This is a genomic window from Roseibium hamelinense (genome assembly GCF_007830545.1).
Taxonomy (GTDB): domain Bacteria; phylum Pseudomonadota; class Alphaproteobacteria; order Rhizobiales; family Stappiaceae; genus Roseibium; species Roseibium hamelinense.
This window is the reverse complement of the sequence record NZ_VLLF01000005.1, coordinates 191,742-208,158: the sequence shown is the minus strand read 5'-3', so window position 1 is coordinate 208,158 and position 16,417 is coordinate 191,742. Positions and strand designations below refer to the sequence as shown.

General features: G+C 57.0%; 16 protein-coding genes. 12 read left to right on the top strand and 4 right to left on the bottom strand.

Translation table 11 applies throughout. The features are described from left to right. The first annotated feature begins 70 nt into the window (after window positions 1-70). From JM93_RS22340 to lpdA, 11 genes are all read left to right on the top strand, one after another. A complete protein-coding gene (locus JM93_RS22340) occupies window positions 71-601 on the top strand; it encodes a protease inhibitor Inh/omp19 family protein (RefSeq protein WP_145343644.1) in 531 nt (176 codons plus the stop codon). A 79-nt stretch (window positions 602-680) separates the two neighbouring features. After that, window positions 681-1,463 carry a DUF7662 domain-containing protein gene (locus tag JM93_RS12000; RefSeq protein ID WP_145343642.1) on the top strand — a complete coding sequence of 261 codons (783 nt, stop codon included), beginning with the start codon at window positions 681-683 and terminating at the stop codon, window positions 1,461-1,463. Between the two features lie 237 nt (window positions 1,464-1,700). Further along, window positions 1,701-2,858: a cell division protein ZapE gene (zapE, locus tag JM93_RS11995; RefSeq protein WP_145343911.1), complete on the top strand. Its 1,158-nt coding sequence runs from the start codon at window positions 1,701-1,703 to the stop codon at window positions 2,856-2,858. 174 nt (window positions 2,859-3,032) lie between these two features. Next, a complete protein-coding gene (mdh, locus tag JM93_RS11990; RefSeq protein ID WP_145343640.1) occupies window positions 3,033-3,995 on the top strand; it encodes a malate dehydrogenase in 963 nt (320 codons plus the stop codon). A 64-nt stretch (window positions 3,996-4,059) separates the two neighbouring features. Continuing rightward, on the top strand, window positions 4,060-5,259 hold the full coding sequence (gene sucC / locus JM93_RS11985) for an ADP-forming succinate--CoA ligase subunit beta (RefSeq protein ID WP_145343638.1): 1,200 nt from the start codon (window positions 4,060-4,062) through the stop codon (window positions 5,257-5,259). Further along, on the top strand, window positions 5,260-6,168 hold the full coding sequence (sucD, locus tag JM93_RS11980; protein WP_145343636.1) for a succinate--CoA ligase subunit alpha: 909 nt from the start codon (window positions 5,260-5,262) through the stop codon (window positions 6,166-6,168). It begins immediately after the preceding gene. A 213-nt stretch (window positions 6,169-6,381) separates the two neighbouring features. Then, a complete protein-coding gene (locus JM93_RS11975) occupies window positions 6,382-9,366 on the top strand; it encodes a 2-oxoglutarate dehydrogenase E1 component (protein ID WP_145343634.1) in 2,985 nt (994 codons plus the stop codon). A 66-nt stretch (window positions 9,367-9,432) separates the two neighbouring features. Next, window positions 9,433-10,968, top strand: coding sequence for a 2-oxoglutarate dehydrogenase complex dihydrolipoyllysine-residue succinyltransferase (gene odhB, locus JM93_RS11970; protein ID WP_145343632.1), 1,536 nt, complete (start codon window positions 9,433-9,435; stop codon window positions 10,966-10,968). A gap of 29 nt (window positions 10,969-10,997) precedes the next feature. Next, the gene (locus tag JM93_RS11965; RefSeq protein WP_145343630.1) at window positions 10,998-11,612 is read left to right on the top strand and encodes a LysE family translocator; all 615 of its coding nucleotides are present in this window, start codon (window positions 10,998-11,000) and stop codon (window positions 11,610-11,612) included. A 24-nt stretch (window positions 11,613-11,636) separates the two neighbouring features. Next, window positions 11,637-11,945: a hypothetical protein gene (locus JM93_RS11960; RefSeq protein ID WP_145343628.1), complete on the top strand. Its 309-nt coding sequence runs from the start codon at window positions 11,637-11,639 to the stop codon at window positions 11,943-11,945. 223 nt (window positions 11,946-12,168) lie between these two features. Beyond that, the gene (gene lpdA / locus JM93_RS11955; RefSeq protein ID WP_145343626.1) at window positions 12,169-13,572 is read left to right on the top strand and encodes a dihydrolipoyl dehydrogenase; all 1,404 of its coding nucleotides are present in this window, start codon (window positions 12,169-12,171) and stop codon (window positions 13,570-13,572) included. Window positions 13,573-14,063: 491 nt separating this feature from the next. On the opposite strand, the gene JM93_RS11950 is transcribed toward lpdA, so the two are convergent. After that, a complete protein-coding gene (locus JM93_RS11950) occupies window positions 14,064-14,483 on the bottom strand; it encodes a MerR family transcriptional regulator (RefSeq protein WP_145343624.1) in 420 nt (139 codons plus the stop codon). Between the two features lie 82 nt (window positions 14,484-14,565). Between JM93_RS11950 and JM93_RS11945 the strand changes: the two genes are divergently transcribed. Further along, window positions 14,566-15,204 (top strand): cation efflux transmembrane domain-containing protein, encoded by a 639-nt coding sequence (locus JM93_RS11945; protein WP_145343622.1) that lies wholly within the window; start codon window positions 14,566-14,568, stop codon window positions 15,202-15,204. A 69-nt stretch (window positions 15,205-15,273) separates the two neighbouring features. Here JM93_RS11945 and JM93_RS11940 read toward each other — a convergent pair whose 3' ends face one another. The 3 genes from JM93_RS11940 to rpsU all read right to left on the bottom strand — a co-directional run bounded on the left by JM93_RS11940 (window position 15,274) and on the right by rpsU (window position 16,414). After that, window positions 15,274-15,501 carry a hypothetical protein gene (locus JM93_RS11940; RefSeq protein WP_145343620.1) on the bottom strand — a complete coding sequence of 76 codons (228 nt, stop codon included), beginning with the start codon at window positions 15,499-15,501 and terminating at the stop codon, window positions 15,274-15,276. A gap of 120 nt (window positions 15,502-15,621) precedes the next feature. Continuing rightward, window positions 15,622-16,029 carry a serine/threonine protein kinase gene (locus tag JM93_RS11935; RefSeq protein ID WP_244300820.1) on the bottom strand — a complete coding sequence of 136 codons (408 nt, stop codon included), beginning with the start codon at window positions 16,027-16,029 and terminating at the stop codon, window positions 15,622-15,624. Window positions 16,030-16,192: 163 nt separating this feature from the next. Further along, complete coding sequence (gene rpsU / locus JM93_RS11930) at window positions 16,193-16,414, bottom strand: 30S ribosomal protein S21 (protein ID WP_145343616.1); 222 nt, start codon at window positions 16,412-16,414, stop codon at window positions 16,193-16,195. Between the last annotated feature and the right edge of the window lie 3 nt (window positions 16,415-16,417).

The following is a 16,417-nucleotide window of genomic DNA, read 5'->3' as shown; positions in this document are numbered from 1 at the left end:
TGGCTTTTCGACAAATTCTGGGCTAAGTGATGCACCAGTTTGTTCGCGGCGGAACAAGGATTGATTCGATATGAAGCGTGGTTTGATGACGGCCTGTGCGGTCGGACTCGTAGTTTTGACAGCCGGCTGTCAGCGGTTCAGTGGTGGAAGCAATTATGCAACGCCGCTGCCGGCAACACCGACCACTCCCGTAGGTCAGGGCAGCTTGCAGCCCTTGGATCAAACAGCCGGTTTAAATGAAGGGGCGGTGGATCCCAGCGCCCCCCTCGCCGACCAGGAGGTGGTTGCGGCTCCTGTTGCTGAACCCACAGGGGCTTTAGAAATCGGACGCAGCGATATGCTTGGAGGGTGGAAGCTGGCTTCGGGAGGGGACAATTGCATGGCATTCATGACTTTGACCACCTGGTCTGGCGGTTATCGCGCAAACACACGCGGTTGTGCGACACCTGCTCTGTCCAGCATCTCCGCCTGGGATCTCACAGGCAAACAGGTCGTGTTGAAAGATGGTAATGGCGCGCCCGTTGCTCAACTTTACGCTACGTCTGCGCAGCAGTTTAATGGTCAAACTTCAGCAGGCAGTGCCGTTTCACTGTTTAGATAACAACTTTAGGTATTTTTATCTGGACGGCACCCCCATGAGATGTGTTACCTTACCTTTATGAAAGGAAAGGTGACTAAGTATGTCCAAATATGATCCCTTACGTGAGCATCTTGCACGTTTGGATGATGTTGTCTGGGCTGCAAAGCTCGGTGACGTAGAGGAGATCCTAGGCTCGGGTCTCCCAAAAAGTGCGCGCGAGCACAGAACCTGGTGGGCAAACTCTGGCGGTAGCCTGGTTCATCAAAACGCTTGGTTGGATGCCGGATGGCGCGTGGAACGCACAGACCTGACACGTGATGTGGTTGTGTTCCGGCGGTTGCGGATCGGCGGCACCGCGCTGGCCGGAAGCGCGAACGGATCGGTACCGAGAAACGACCGAAGGTCTGACGATGAGAAACGCCTGTCGGCGATCGCCTCCTCGTTGCGCCAACCGGTTACGGTGACGCTCCGTGCGGAATGGAGTGTCCTGGGAGATGTTCAAAAAGTGCCGTGTTCGGCGTCGGTTCTGCCCCAAGGCGCGGGAGTCATCAGGGCAGTGACCCTGAATCAAGGCAAACCTTCTACCTTGGTAATCCCGACCGATGCTGTCCAAGCGACGTACCGCCGTCTTCGTATGGCCTTCAAGGGGTTAGATGGTGCCCATGACGGCGAGCAGGCGGATGCGCTGCTGGAAAAGCTCGGTTTGGACAAAGGTGCTCCAGTCGAATGCGATGTGGTTCGCCCTGGAAACGCTTGGCTTCTGACCGATGGCCGTGGCCGGAAGGCAGATCTGGACAATGAGCAGGAGCGGGCGCTGGTCGCGCAATTGCTATATGTTCAAGAGCTCCAGGCTGAACGAAGGGCAAGGTTGATTTCGCTGTAAAACTAAGCTGAAATCAAACGAAGATGTTGCTTTTCGTGAGGCGGTCGCAGGTGTGAACCTTCGGCCGTCTTTCGTTTGATTAAATCGATTTTGTTGCTGTGTGCATTGTTATGCAAGCCGCATGCACTTGAAACGGCAGCATTTTACTTTTATGCCGCCTTGGTGGCGGCGTGTTGACGCCCTTGGAAGGCAAGGTGCGCAAATCGGCGCTGGTAAGTGGGAGCGCCACTCTTGAAAATGGATCTGCCGGTCTCGCGCGCGGTTGCTTCCCGCTATGACGAGCTTGTTGCCTCGGGTGAAATCTCCAAAGACCCGGTGCAGGTAGAAGCTGTCCGTTGCCTTGATCTATTGAATACAAAGCTTGCTGAAACGAGGCTGGCGTCCAAGAAAAGTTCCCTTGGGTGGCTGTTTGCCAAGAAAAAAGCGGAACTTTGGGCTGCCGTTCAAGGGCTGTACATGTGGGGTGGTGTCGGCCGGGGCAAGACGATGCTTATGGATCTCTTTTTTGAGGTCACGGTGATCCGCCGGAAACGCCGCGCTCATTTCCATGAATTCATGCTTGATGTGCATGAGCGTATTCATGCCCATCGTCAGGCCCACAAACGCGGCGAGGTCAAGGGGGATGATCCGATTCCACCGGTTGCGGAGCAGCTGGCGCGCGAAACCCGTCTTTTATGTTTCGACGAATTTGCGGTCACCGATATTGCCGATGCAATGATTCTTGGCCGGTTGTTCACCCAACTGTTCGAAAAAGGTGTGATCGTCGTCGCGACATCAAATGTCGATCCCAACCAGCTGTACAAAGATGGTTTGAACCGGCAGCTTTTCTTGCCGTTCATTCATTTGCTGACGTCCAAGGTAAGAGTGCTGCACCTCGATTCCCCGACGGATTACCGGCTTGAAAAGCTCGCGGGCGCCCCGGTCTATATCTCGCCTCTGGATTTATCGGCCAAAGACAAGACTGACGAACTATGGCGCAAGCTGACACACGGTGTTCAGCCCCGCAGTGAGGAACTGGAAAACAGAGGCCGGATGATCCCGGTGCCGGTTGCTGCGGCGGGCGCTGCTCGATTTGACTTCTCGGACTTATGCGCGAAGCCGCTGGGGGCCAGTGATTATCTGCGCCTTGCACATGCCTTCGGTACGCTGTTCATCGAGAATGTTCCGGTTATGGACAAGGCTCGGCGCAATGAGGCAAAGCGGTTCATCACTCTGATCGATACGCTTTACGATAACGGGATCAAGGTGGTGATTTCCGCCGAAGCAGAGCCCCAGGGTCTTTATGTGGCTAAAGATGGTACTGAAGCGTTTGAATTTGACCGGACAGTTTCCCGGTTGATCGAGATGCGATCTGAAGCTTATCTGGCGGGCGAAAAAGAAGATGTACACGCATAAGGCAATCTTCCCAATACGTCATGTTAAGTTACGGGAAGTTTGCAAAAATTTGCTCGGCTTGCGCGCAATATCCCTATGGCGAGGTTGCACGCGGTTTGCAAAGGGAGTAGTGCCAACGCCAGTCATTGGCGGATGGCACAAGGTTCCATCTTACGTAAAGGGAAACTTTCGGTTATGGCGCGGAACAAGATTGCTTTGATCGGCTCTGGTCAGATCGGCGGCACGCTCGCTCATCTTGCTGGATTGAAGGAACTCGGAGACATTGTCCTCTTTGATATCGCGGAAGGAGTGCCCCAGGGCAAGGCTCTGGACCTGGCCGAAAGCTCCCCGGTAGACGGCTTCGATGCCAAGCTATCAGGCGCAAACGACTACGAGGCCATTGCAGGCTCCGATGTCGTCATCGTAACGGCGGGCGTTCCGCGTAAGCCAGGCATGAGCCGCGACGACCTTTTGGAAATCAACCTGAAAGTTATGGAGCAGGTCGGTGCTGGTATCGCCAAGTACGCACCAAATGCGTTTGTCATCTGCATTACCAACCCGCTGGACGCCATGGTTTGGGCGCTGCAAAAATTCTCAGGCCTGCCTAAAAACAAGGTTGTGGGCATGGCAGGGGTGCTGGACAGTGCCCGGTTCCGCTACTTCCTCGCCGACGAGTTCGATGTATCGGTCGAGGACGTTACAGCGTTCGTCCTGGGTGGCCACGGCGACACCATGGTGCCACTGACCAGATATTCGACGGTCGCTGGTATTCCGCTGCCGGATCTGGTCAAGATGAGATGGTGCACCGCAGAGCGCCTGGAGCAAATCGTTCAGCGTACACGTGACGGTGGCGCGGAAATCGTCGGTCTGTTGAAAACCGGTTCTGCGTTCTATGCCCCAGCCTCCTCCGCCATTGCGATGGCCGAGAGCTACCTTAAGGACAAAAAACGGGTACTTCCCTGCGCGGCTGCGCTCGACGGCCAGTACGGTCTTAAAGACACCTATGTCGGTGTCCCGGTTGTGATCGGCGCAGACGGTGTTGAGCGTGTCATTGAAATCGAGATGAACGCCGACGAAAAGACCATGTTCGAAAAATCCGTCGCATCTGTCGATGGGCTTGTCGAAGCCTGTAAGAAAATCCAGCCGGCGCTCGCCTGAGCCGCTGAAAAGTCTCAGTGGCCGCCCCTGAGACGGGGCGGTCCTCCGACAACGGGGGAAACCTATGAACATCCATGAATACCAGGGCAAAGCAGTTCTAAAGGAATTCGGTGCGCCCGTCGCAGAAGGCGTCGCGATTTTTTCTGCTGATGAAGCGGAAGCGGCGGCCAAATCACTTCCTGGCCCGCTTTGGGTTGTGAAATCCCAGATCCACGCAGGTGGCCGCGGCAAGGGAAAGTTTAAGGAACTGGGCCCTGATGCCAAGGGCGGCGTCCGTTTGGCGTTTTCGCTTGAAGAAGTGACAGCGCATGCCAAGGAAATGCTCGGCAACACCTTGGTGACCGCGCAAACGGGAGAGGGCGGCAAGGTCGTCAATCGTTTGTATATCGAAGACGGTGCCGACATTGAACGTGAACTTTACCTTTCCATCCTTGTAGACCGCACTGTGGGCCGTCCGGCTTTCGTGGTTTCTACTGAAGGCGGCATGGACATCGAGGCGGTCGCCCACGATACACCGGAAAAGATCATCACTTTGCCGATCGATCCCGAGACCGGCGTGACCGAGGCCGATTCCAAGAAGCTGTGCGATGCCCTCGAATTGACTGGTGTTGCGGCTGAAGACGGCATGAAGCTGTTCCCGATCCTGCACAAGGCCTTTGTCGAAAAGGACATGGCGCTTCTGGAAGTGAACCCGCTGATCGTCATGAAGGACGGCCACTTGCGTGTTCTCGACGCCAAAGTCTCCTTTGACGGCAACGCTCTGTTCCGCCATGACGACATCATGGCTCTGCGCGATGAGACCGAAGAAGACGCCAAGGAAATCGAAGCGTCCAAATACGATCTCGCCTACGTTGCTCTCGACGGTGACATTGGCTGCATGGTCAACGGCGCCGGTCTTGCCATGGCGACCATGGACATCATCAAGCTCTACGGTGCTGAGCCGGCCAACTTCCTCGATGTTGGCGGCGGTGCGTCCAAAGAGAAGGTGACGGCCGCATTCAAGATCATCACCTCTGATCCGAACGTCAAAGGCATCCTGGTCAACATCTTCGGCGGCATCATGCGTTGTGACGTGATCGCGGAAGGCGTGATTGCAGCTGTTCAGGAAGTCGGTCTGCAGGTTCCGCTCGTTGTCCGCCTTGAAGGCACCAATGTCGAGCTCGGCAAGAAGATCATCAATGAAAGCGGTCTGAACGTGATCGCCGCCGATGATCTCGACGACGCCGCCCAGAAAATTGTGAAAGCCGTTAAGGGGGGCGCGTAAATGTCCATCCTCGTTAATAAAGATACGAAAATTATCGTTCAAGGCCTGACCGGCAAGACCGGCACGTTCCACACGGAACAGGCGCTTGAGTATTACGGCACCAAGATGGTTGCCGGTGTGCACCCGAAAAAGGGCGGCGAAAGCTGGTCTTCCGGTCTGGAAAGCGCGGCCGAGTTGCCGATCTTTGCGTCCGTTGGCGAAGCCAAGGAAGCAACCGGTGCGGACGCATCGGTCGTCTACGTGCCGCCTGCGGGTGCAGCCGCTGCGATCATCGAGGCGATTGACGCGGAAATCCCGTTCATCGTCTGTATCACCGAAGGCATTCCAGTCGCCGACATGGTCAAGGTCAAAGCGAAGCTGGAGAAATCCAAGTCGCGCCTTCTTGGACCGAACTGCCCGGGCATCCTGACTCCGGAAGAGTGCAAGATCGGCATAATGCCGGGCTCGATCTTCAAGAAGGGCTCCGTGGGTGTTGTATCGCGCTCCGGCACACTTACCTACGAGGCGGTCTTCCAGACCTCCAACGCCGGTCTTGGCCAAACCACGGCTGTGGGTATTGGCGGCGACCCGGTCAAGGGCACTGAATTCATCGACGTCCTTGAAATGTTCCTGGCCGATGATGAAACTCAGTCGATCATCATGATCGGTGAAATCGGTGGCTCGGCGGAAGAAGAAGCCGCTCAGTTCCTGAAGGACGAAGCCAAGAAGGGCCGGAAAAAGCCGATGGCCGGTTTCATCGCGGGCCGCACGGCGCCTCCTGGCCGCACCATGGGTCACGCAGGTGCTGTGATCTCCGGAGGCAAAGGTGGTGCGGAAGACAAGATCGCTGCGATGGAAGAGGCCGGTATCAAGGTGTCTCCGTCCCCGGCGAAGCTCGGCGAGACTCTTCTCGAAGTCTTGAAGGGCTAAAAGGCACGAAATCGCTTTTTGCAGAGCGGAAAGTCTTTACGTTTTGCTCTGCATATAGTCAGGATTGATCAAGACGCTCGGCGTCTTGATCATATTTGAGGGGCCCGGGCATGCGGCGCGGGTCTGAAAACGAACCCGGAGCGGGCTTTTAGGCCTTCAGGCCTTGGGGTCCGGCGAACATAAAGGGCGGGGGCAACCCTCCGCTGGGTGGACATGGCACGGCAGGAAGCGAACAACGTATTCGCACTGACGTCGTTGCTTTACGGCGCCAACGCAGCCTACATCGAAGACCTCTACGCACAGTACAAGACCGACCCGAATTCGGTGGATGCCGAATGGCGTGACTTCTTTGCTGCGTTTCAGGACGAGAAAGAAGCGGTTCTCAAGGAAGCGCGTGGCGCGACCTGGAAGCGCAAGGACTGGCCGATTGAAGCCAACGGCGACCTCGTCAACGCATTTGACGGCAATTGGGCGCCGATTGAAAAACAACTCGGCGACAAGCTGAAGAAAAAAGCCGAAGCGGCGGGGACGGCCGTCTCTGAGGCGGAGGTACATCAGGCAACGCGTGATTCGGTCCGCGCCCTGATGATGATCCGTGCTTACCGCATGCGCGGTCACCTGCACGCCGATCTTGATCCGCTGGGCCTTGCGGGTAAGGGCGATCATGAAGAACTGCATCCCTCATCGTACGGTTTTACTGAGGAGGACTGGGACCGAAAGATCTTCATCGACCACGTTCTGGGCCTTGAATACGCGACCATCCGTGAGATGCTCGACATCTTGAAGCGGACCTATTGCTCGACGCTCGGCGTCGAGTTCATGCATATCTCTGACCCGGCTGCAAAATCTTGGATCCAGGAGCGCATTGAAGGGCCGGACAAGCAAGTCGCCTTCACCCGTCAGGGCAAGCGCGCGATCTTGAACAAACTTGTCGAGGCCGAGGGCTTCGAGAAATTTCTGGATGTGAAGTACACCGGTACGAAGCGCTTTGGCCTTGATGGCGGGGAAGCGTTGATCCCGGCATTGGAGCAGATCATCAAGCGTGGCGGCCAGATGGGCCTGAAGGATATCGTCCTTGGCATGGCTCACCGCGGGCGCCTCAACGTACTCACTCAAGTGATGGGCAAGCCACATCGCGCGGTGTTCCACGAGTTCAAAGGTGGCTCCTTCGCACCGGACGACGTCGAAGGCTCGGGTGATGTGAAGTATCACCTCGGGGCCTCTTCCGACCGGTCGTTCGACGACAATGACGTTCACCTCTCCTTGACCGCGAACCCGTCTCATCTGGAAATCGTAAATCCTGTTGTTTTGGGCAAAGTGCGCGCTAAGCAGGATCAACTCGCCGCGCAAGAAGACGGTACCTTCATTGAAACGACGGAAGTTGACCGATCAACTGTGCTGCCGTTGTTGCTGCATGGCGATGCGGCCTTCGCGGGTCAAGGCGTCGTTGCGGAGTGTTTTGGCCTGTCTGCATTGCGCGGTCACCGGACTGGTGGGTCGATCCATGTGATCATCAACAACCAGATTGGCTTCACCACGAACCCGCGGTATTCACGGTCATCGCCATATCCGTCAGATATGGCCAAGGTGATTGAAGCACCGATCCTGCACGTGAATGCTGACGATCCTGAAGCTGTGACATTCGCAGCGAAAATTGCGATCGAATTCCGCCAGACGTTCGGGCGTCCGGTCGTGATCGACATGATCTGTTACCGCCGCTTTGGTCACAATGAAGGCGATGAGCCAGCGTTCACGCAGCCGCTCATGTACCGAAAGATCCGCAAACACGCCACGACGCTTCAACTATATTCGGAGCGGTTGGTTAAAGAGGGTGTGGTCAGCGCGGAAGAAGTCGAGGCGATGAAGGCCGAATGGCGCAATCACCTTGATACCGAATTCGATTCGGGCCAAGCGTATAAGCCAAACAAGGCCGATTGGCTGGATGGCAAGTGGGCCGGTTTGAAGCGTGCGGAAGGCGAGGACGACCCACGGCGTGGGCAAACCGGACTGCCGCTCAGCGAGCTCAAGGAGCTTGGCCGGGCTTTGACGCATGTGCCGGAGGATTTCAACATCCATCGCACTATTGCCCGGTTCATGAAAAACCGGGAGCGCATGATCGAGACCGGGCAGGGGATCGACTGGGCAACGGCCGAAGCTCTGGCCTTCGGTGCTCTCCTGAGAGAAGGGCATCCGGTGCGGCTTTCGGGGCAGGACTGTGAACGGGGAACATTCTCCCAACGCCATTCGGTGCTCTACGACCAGGAGAATGAGAGCCGTTACATTCCGCTCAACCATGTCGGAGAGCATCAGCAGCGCTACGAGGTCATCAACTCGATGCTCTCTGAAGAGGCGGTGCTCGGTTTTGAATATGGCTATTCGCTCGCGGAACCGCGCGCTTTGACCATGTGGGAAGCCCAGTTCGGCGATTTTGCCAATGGAGCGCAAGTTCTCTTCGACCAGTTTATCTCGTCCGGCGAACGAAAGTGGCTGCGTATGTCCGGTCTCGTGTGCCTTCTGCCGCATGGCTACGAAGGGCAGGGTCCTGAGCACTCTTCAGCGCGCCTGGAGCGTTTCCTGCAAATGTGTGCTGAAGACAACATGCAGGTGGCAAACTGCACGACTCCGGCAAACTACTTCCACATTCTGCGCCGGCAGCTGAAGCGGGATATCCGCAAGCCGCTGATCCTGATGACGCCGAAATCGCTGCTCCGGCACAAGAGAGCGGTGTCCAGTCTCGAAGAGATGGGCGAAGATTCGACCTTCCACCGTCTGCTTTGGGATGATGCGGAAATGGGTACATCGGAAACCAAGCTGGTTGCCGATGACAAGATCCGGCGCGTGGTGATGTGTTCGGGCAAGGTCTATTTTGATCTTTTGGAAGAGCGCGAAAAACGCGGTATCGACGACGTTTATCTTCTGCGCGTTGAGCAGCTCTATCCGTTCCCGAAAAAGGCGTTGATGATGGAACTGGCGCGCTTCCCGCAGGCCGACATGGTTTGGTGCCAGGAAGAGCCGAAGAATATGGGCGGCTGGTTCTTTGTTGAGCCTTACATTGAATGGGTGCTCGAACAGATTGATGCTCAGAAAAAACGTCCGGTCTATGCAGGACGTCCAGCAATGGCGTCGACTGCAACCGGCCTTATGTCCACCCACCTTGCACAATTGAGAGCGTTGCTTGACGACGCATTCGACACCTGATCCTCCTCCGGGCCAACCGGCCCGGATTTTCACGGAATTGGCCAGGAACTTTAAGAGAAGGCAACCATGGCAACCGAAATCCGCGTGCCCACTTTGGGCGAATCCGTATCTGAAGCTACCATCGCGCAGTGGTTCAAAAAACCAGGTGATGCCATCTCGGTGGACGAGCCGCTTGTGGAGCTTGAGACCGACAAGGTGACCGTCGAGGTGCCGGCACCGGCGTCTGGCACGCTCGAGAGCATTGTAGTAAAAGAGGGCGACACGGTCGAAGTCGGCGCGCTCCTCGGTCAAATCGCAGAAGGTGGAGCGGCTGGCGCGTCAGCATCTACGGCAGCGAAAGGCGATACCAAGGCCGGGTCGCCGGAACAACAGGCACCCGCCGCTGACCAGATTGTGGATGTGCTGACGCCGAGCGCAGGTGAATCGGTAACCGAAGCGGAAGTCGGCTCTTGGAGCGTTAACGTCGGCGATGTCGTAAAGGCGGACGATACGCTGGTTGAGCTGGAAACCGACAAGGCAGCCCAGGAAGTACCGGCGCCGGTCGCTGGAAAAGTCGTCAAGATCGCCGCCGAAACGGGTGCAACGGTCGAACCCGGGGCGCTGCTATGCCAGATTGACACGTCAATCGTAGGCGGTGCCTCAGCGCCAGCAAAATCAGAGGCGCCTCAAGCAGCAGAAACGGCACCCGCTGCCTCGCCGGGAACGGATATGCCTCCCGCGCCTTCTGCCTCCAAGATGATGGCGGAAAACAATCTTTCTGCAGACCAGGTCTCGGGCTCGGGAAAACGCGGCCAAGTGCTGAAGGGGGATGTGATCAACGCGATTGCTTCCGGTGCGACTGCTCCATCGTCAGCGTCTGCACCTTCCGCTGCGTCGCGTGGTCCGGTGGCAGCAGAAGACGAGCCGCGTGAAGAACGTGTGCGCATGACCAAGCTGCGCCAGACCATTGCGCGCCGCTTGAAAGACGCTCAAAACACAGCCGCCATGCTGACCACTTACAACGAAGTGGACATGGGACCGGTGATGGAGCTGCGCAAGCAGTACAAGGACCTGTTCGAGAAGAAGCACGGCGTGAAGCTTGGCTTTATGGGGTTCTTTACCAAGGCGGTGACCCATGCGCTGAAAGAAGTCCCGGCCGTGAACGCCGAGATTGACGGCACGGACATCATCTACAAGAACTTCTGCCACGTCGGCGTTGCCGTTGGCACCGACAAGGGTCTTGTTGTTCCGGTCGTGCGGGACGCGGACCAGATGAGCATTGCCGAGGTTGAAAAGGAAATCGGCAACCTGGGCCGCAAGGCGCGGGACGGCAAGCTCGGCATGGCCGACATGACCGGCGGCACCTTCACCATTTCCAATGGCGGTGTCTATGGCTCGCTCATGTCCTCGCCGATCCTGAATGCGCCGCAGTCCGGCATCCTCGGCATGCACAAGATCCAGGAACGCCCGATGGCCGTGAACGGTCAGGTGGTGATCCGCCCGATGATGTATCTGGCGCTGTCCTATGACCACCGGATCGTCGACGGCAAGGAAGCCGTGACCTTCCTGGTCCGGGTCAAGGAAAGCCTGGAAGATCCGCAGCGCCTGGTTCTGGACCTCTGATTTCAGGCACGTAAAAAAGGACCGCGCCGATGACCCTGGAATTTCTGATCGCCGCTTTCATCGTGGTTTTCGTTCCAGGCACCGGCGTAGTCTATACAGTGGCCGTTGGCCTTGGAAAAGGCCGGCGGGCCAGCCTTGCGGCGGCTTTCGGCTGCACGCTTGGCATCGTGCCGGCCATTGTCGCGTCCCTGATTGGCGTTTCGGCCCTCTTGCACACAAGTGCGCTCGCGTTCCAGATCGTGAAATACGCGGGCGTGGCCTATCTGCTGTATCTGGCCTGGCAAACCCTGCGTGACAGCGGACCAATGGACCTGAAGGCCGACCGGGCGGGTGGCAAAAGTCTCCTCGGCATTGCCACAAGCGGCACCTTGATCAATGTCCTCAATCCGAAACTCACGATGTTCTTCCTGGCGTTTCTGCCACAGTTCGTCGATCCGGCAGCGGGCAACGCAACAGCGCAGATGCTTGCCATGAGCGGTGTTTTCATGGCCATGACATTCGCGGTTTTCATCGTTTACGGCCAATTCGCGGCGCTTGTGGGTGAGCGGGTTCTGCGCAGCGACCGGGTTCTCACCTGGATGCGCCGCTCCATTGCCGCAACCTTTGCAGCTTTCGGCGCGCGCCTGGCCTTTGCGGAACGCTAGGGTGAAATAAGGGGGGACGGCATCTTGAACAGGTCTGGACTTAAGCTTGTGCAGATGGTCTGCCGTCTCGCCATCCTGGCGGTTATGGCCGCGCCGCTCATTGGCGCCGGTCTGGGTTTCCATCCGTCCGGGCAAGCGGCCGCGCGAACCGCTGACCTCCAGCGTATCGTTGGGACCTATTCGGTTGAGGGGCAAAATCCGAATGGCACGCGGTATCAGGGAACGGCAACGATTTCGCTGAACGGCCCGGCGGTTGAGATGCGCTGGAACATCGCCGGTGAACAGTTTAGCGGGACCGGGGCACTGGTGCAGGGGATCCTGACCATTGACTGAGGGGCGGCCGAACCCGTGGTGTACAAGGTCAATCCGAATGGCACTCTCACAGGCGTGTGGGCCGGCGGTCAGGGCTCCGAAACGCTGTCTCCGCGCCGATAGGCGGGTGTCTGAAGAGGTTAGGCGCCAAAACCATAAAAGCGGGGCGAGGGCTTGACCTCCCGCTTCGATCCAGGCCCGTATCAGGGCGAACTCACAAGCTATGAAACAAAAGGCGAGCGAAATGGCTCAATATGATCTCATTGTCATCGGAACAGGACCTGGCGGATATGTCTGCGCCATCAAGGCAGCGCAACTCGGCCTGAAGACGGCTGTCGTGGAAAAGCGGGCAACGCTCGGCGGCACCTGCCTCAACATCGGCTGTATTCCGTCAAAGGCGATGCTGCATTCATCGGAAATGTTCCATGAATCGGGCCACAGTTTCGAGAAAATGGGCATCAAGGTTGCCAAGCCGAAACTCGACTTGTCGGCGATGATGGCGAACAAGCAGGAGGTCGTCGATGCCAACGTCAACGGTATCTCCTTCCTGATGAAGAAGAACAAGATCGATGTTCACCACGGCACCGGCAAGGTTCTGGGTCAGGGCAAGGTCGAGGTCACATCGGAGGACGGCAAGTCCAGCACGCTGGAGACCAAGAACATCGTGATTGCGACCGGCTCCGATGTTATGCCGCTGCCGGGCGTTGAGGTTGACGAGAAACAGATTGTGTCTTCGACCGGCGCGCTGGAGCTGGAAAAGGTTCCGGGCAAGATGGTGGTCGTTGGCGGCGGTGTGATCGGCCTTGAGCTTGGCTCCGTGTGGAGCCGGTTGGGCGCCGAGGTGACCGTTGTCGAGTTCATGGACAAGATCCTTGGTCCGATGGACGGCGATGTGTCTAAGCAGTTCCAGCGGATCCTGAAGAAGCAGGGCCTTGAGTTCAAACTGTCCTCCAAGGTCACCGGCGTTGAGAAGAAGGGCAAGAGCCTGAACGTCACGGTCGAGCCGGCCGCGGGCGGCGACGCCGAGGTGCTGCAGGCCGACATCGTCCTGGTGTCCATCGGGCGGAAGCCTTACACCGAAGGACTGGGGCTTGATGCGGCCGGTGTTGCCACGGACGACCGGGGCCGGGTGAAGATCGACGCCCATTACAAGACCAATGTCGACGGCATCTATGCCATTGGCGATGTCGTCGTGGGCCCGATGCTGGCGCACAAGGCCGAGGATGAAGGCGTCGCGGTTGCCGAGATCCTTGCCGGTCAGGCCGGACATGTGAACTATGATGTCATTCCGAACGTGGTCTACACCCAGCCGGAAGTCGCCTCTGTCGGCAAGACCGAAGAGGAACTCAAAGCCGCGGGCATCAATTACAAGACCGGCAAGTTCGCGTTTTCCGCCAATGGCCGCGCGCGGGCGATGAACGCCACGGACGGGTTTGTGAAGGTTCTGGCGGATGCCGAGACCGACCGGGTTCTGGGCGCCCACATAGTCGGGTTCGGCGCTGGCGACATGATCCACGAGGTCGCCGTCCTGATGGAGTTTGGCGGATCGTCCGAAGATCTCGGCCGCACCTGCCACGCACACCCGACCATGTCCGAAGCAGTCAAGGAAGCGGCCATGGGCGTTTTCGCCAAGCCGATCCATTCTTAACCGCGGCACGGGATTGTATAAGAAAGCCGGGTTCAACACCCGGCTTTTTCGGTTGAGTTCCTAACCAGCGCTCGATTCGTGTTAGCGTCGAAGCGCTCTTGATTTTGCAAGGAGGACCTAAATGCCGGCTCAAAGCTATTTTGTTACGTCTGGACTTTGGTTCGTCCTTCTGTTCACGGGAACTGGACATACGGGGGTCTATGCAGCGCCTCTTCCCGAAGGGCCCTTCTTTCAAACCTGTACGGAAGTGTCAGTCAAAGGTGAGTGGATTACGGCCAAGTGCATGCCTAATGAAACTGTAAAAGATGACATGGGAAGCTGGACGCCCACTCGGCTCGACATGTCGACGTGTGAGCGAATCGCGGGGTCCGTCGTTTTGGAAAATGACAAGGGCCGGCTTGCCTGTAAGACCAAAGACCCGCACGCGGGGTAATCATCTCAAACGGTGAAAGTGCTGCACAGGAAACGGCTATAGGCCAGGACGTGGCCAGCTAGTGTTCGCCTGAACAAAGCGTGTGGTCGGCAAACGCTTTGAGCACTTGGCAATCGGCAGCTCTGGTTCCACCTTCGCAACTCGAAGAGATCCGCTCCAGTTCCACCTCAAGTTTTTGCAATTGCCGGATACGACTGCGGACCTCACGCAGCTGTTCTTTCGCGATTCTGTCGGCATCTGCGCAGGGTTGGTCCGGCCGCTCTGACAAGGCAAGCAACGCCCGGATCGCGGTCATTGGCAATCCCATATTGCGCGCATGCCGGATAAATGCGAGGCGCTCCAGGTCCTTCTGAAAGTAACGCCGCTGGTTGCCCTGCGTCCGCACGGGGGTATCGATCAGGCCTTCTTTCTCATAGTAGCGAATTGTCGGCACTTTCACGCCGGTTTTCCTGGCCAAGTCTCCGATCGAAAAATCCATAGGCGCCTCTTGAACCTCTAGTCACTAGAGCCTCTACCTATGCATGCAGACAGGAAATGGCCAGTAAAAACGGGAGAACAAAATGGGTGCCGGCTGCGGACAAAGCCATGAGGCAACATTTGAAGGGGTATCGCGGGATTATAAGCAGCGCCTCTGGATCGTGATCTTTTTGAATGCTGCCATGTTTGCAGTGGAAATGGCGGCTGGTCAGGCGGCAGGTTCAAAAGCGCTTCAGGCTGATGCTTTGGACTTTTTCGGTGACGCGCTGACTTACGGCTTGTCGCTTGCTGTGATCGGAGCTTCGCTCAAGATCCGTGCAACCGCAGCTCTGACCAAGGGCGTCAGCTTGTTGGCCATGGGGCTCTGGGTCTTCGGCTCAACAGCCTACCAAGTTCTTGTCCTCGGCGTTCCACAAGCCGGTATCATGGGTAGTATAGGCTTTCTCGCGCTGCTGACGAATCTCGCAAGCGTGTTGATTTTGGTGCGTTATAGGGACGGCGACGCAAATGTTCGGTCTGTATGGCTGTGTTCCCGAAATGATGCGATCGGAAATGTTGCGGTCATGGTTGCCGCACTCGGCGTATGGGGAACATCGACAGGTTGGCCGGACCTCATTGTCGCAGGTCTCATGGCCGCGCTTTTTTTGAACTCTGCATCACAGATTCTGGTGCAGGGAGTGCGAGAGTACCGGAAGGGTTCCATTGCGCATGGGGCATCTTAGTAATGTCAAAAAAACTCTAAGGCGCTGGCATGGGCCGCTTGCCAGCGCCTTATGAAAGTAATGGAGAGATCACTCGGCGGGCGCCTCGGCGGCTTCCGGCATGATCGCCATTTCTTTGATGGTTTCGACGCTCAAGTCGTTTGTCGCAATTGAAACGTTGCTATCGTCCGCAGTCGGAGCTGTTGCGACCGTTATTTTTTCGCTTTCGGCAGACTTCATCCAAGAGCAAGCACTTGCCGGAGCGATGGCAAAGGCAGAGGTTGCTATAACAGCGAGTGTCAGGGAAAGGATACGCATTGGCTTCTCCATCCATGAGTGCTGCACACCATAGTGCAGTATTCCGTAAGGTAAGTTATTTATGGAAAGAGGCAAGCCAAGAGAATGACTAAAAATTGCGCAAACTGAACGTCTATTTTGTCACTTGCGGCGCAGGTTAAAAGTGGTTTCCCGCATTGGGATCTCAGGATCATGTGCAATATCAATCACATGAGTGTCGAGTATGTCGCCAAAACTGCGCACTGAAATGACTTTTGCCCCTAAAAATCCGATCAGCTCGACACGGAACCCCCCGCCCTCCCGCATTTCGGCCTTGGTCCAACCCCATTTGCAGTCGCGCGGGATGCAAGATGTGAAAGCACGTATGCGCGCCTGTACTGTGTCATCAATACAGGTCGTTTCAACCTCGATGCGAGTAATTTCCTTGGCCTCGGCGTCGGGGTTGACCCACACGCCATCTTCCGGGAGCGGGCAATACACACGCGCCTCCGCCGGCATGGCAGACCAAACGACGACTGCAAAAAGGGCAAAAACATAACCGCGCAACACACACTCCGTTGCTGTGACGACAGTGTGCAAGTATACCAGAAAGCTCGTTAAGGTGTTATTAAGACTGCTGCAAGTTCGTTGCAGCTTGCCAAACAGAACAAGGCCCGGTTGACGTTTTGAAACGTGCAATCCGGGCCTGGTTACAAAGTCAATCTAGGTGGGCTCAGCGCTTGTGTGCGCCGACCAAACCTTCGCGCTGGGCGAGCTTGCGCGCAGCCTTGCGGGCGCGGCGAACAGCTTCAGCCTTTTCACGGGCGCGTTTCTCAGACGGCTTCTCAAAAGCCTTCCGGGTTTTCATTTCACGGAATACGCCTTCGCGCTGCAGCTTTTTCTTCAGCACGCGAAGGGCTTGGTCGACATTGTTGTCGCGAACAAGTACTTGCAAGTT

Excerpts from the sequence above, each read along its gene's own strand:
- sucC (WP_145343638.1), top strand. The coding sequence starts at position 4,060 with ATGAACATCCATGAATACCAGGGCAAAGCAGTTCTAAAGGAATTCGGT.
- sucD (WP_145343636.1), top strand. The coding sequence starts at position 5,260 with ATGTCCATCCTCGTTAATAAAGATACGAAAATTATCGTTCAAGGCCTG.
- JM93_RS22340 (WP_145343644.1), top strand. The coding sequence starts at position 71 with ATGAAGCGTGGTTTGATGACGGCCTGTGCGGTCGGACTCGTAGTTTTG.
- odhB (WP_145343632.1), top strand. The coding sequence starts at position 9,433 with ATGGCAACCGAAATCCGCGTGCCCACTTTGGGCGAATCCGTATCTGAA.
- mdh (WP_145343640.1), top strand. The coding sequence starts at position 3,033 with ATGGCGCGGAACAAGATTGCTTTGATCGGCTCTGGTCAGATCGGCGGC.
- JM93_RS11950 (WP_145343624.1), bottom strand. The coding sequence starts at position 14,483 with ATGGATTTTTCGATCGGAGACTTGGCCAGGAAAACCGGCGTGAAAGTG.
- JM93_RS11975 (WP_145343634.1), top strand. The coding sequence starts at position 6,382 with ATGGCACGGCAGGAAGCGAACAACGTATTCGCACTGACGTCGTTGCTT.
- JM93_RS12000 (WP_145343642.1), top strand. The coding sequence starts at position 681 with ATGTCCAAATATGATCCCTTACGTGAGCATCTTGCACGTTTGGATGAT.
- zapE (WP_145343911.1), top strand. The coding sequence starts at position 1,701 with ATGGATCTGCCGGTCTCGCGCGCGGTTGCTTCCCGCTATGACGAGCTT.
- JM93_RS11965 (WP_145343630.1), top strand. The coding sequence starts at position 10,998 with ATGACCCTGGAATTTCTGATCGCCGCTTTCATCGTGGTTTTCGTTCCA.
- JM93_RS11940 (WP_145343620.1), bottom strand. The coding sequence starts at position 15,501 with ATGCGTATCCTTTCCCTGACACTCGCTGTTATAGCAACCTCTGCCTTT.
- JM93_RS11945 (WP_145343622.1), top strand. The coding sequence starts at position 14,566 with ATGGGTGCCGGCTGCGGACAAAGCCATGAGGCAACATTTGAAGGGGTA.
- lpdA (WP_145343626.1), top strand. The coding sequence starts at position 12,169 with ATGGCTCAATATGATCTCATTGTCATCGGAACAGGACCTGGCGGATAT.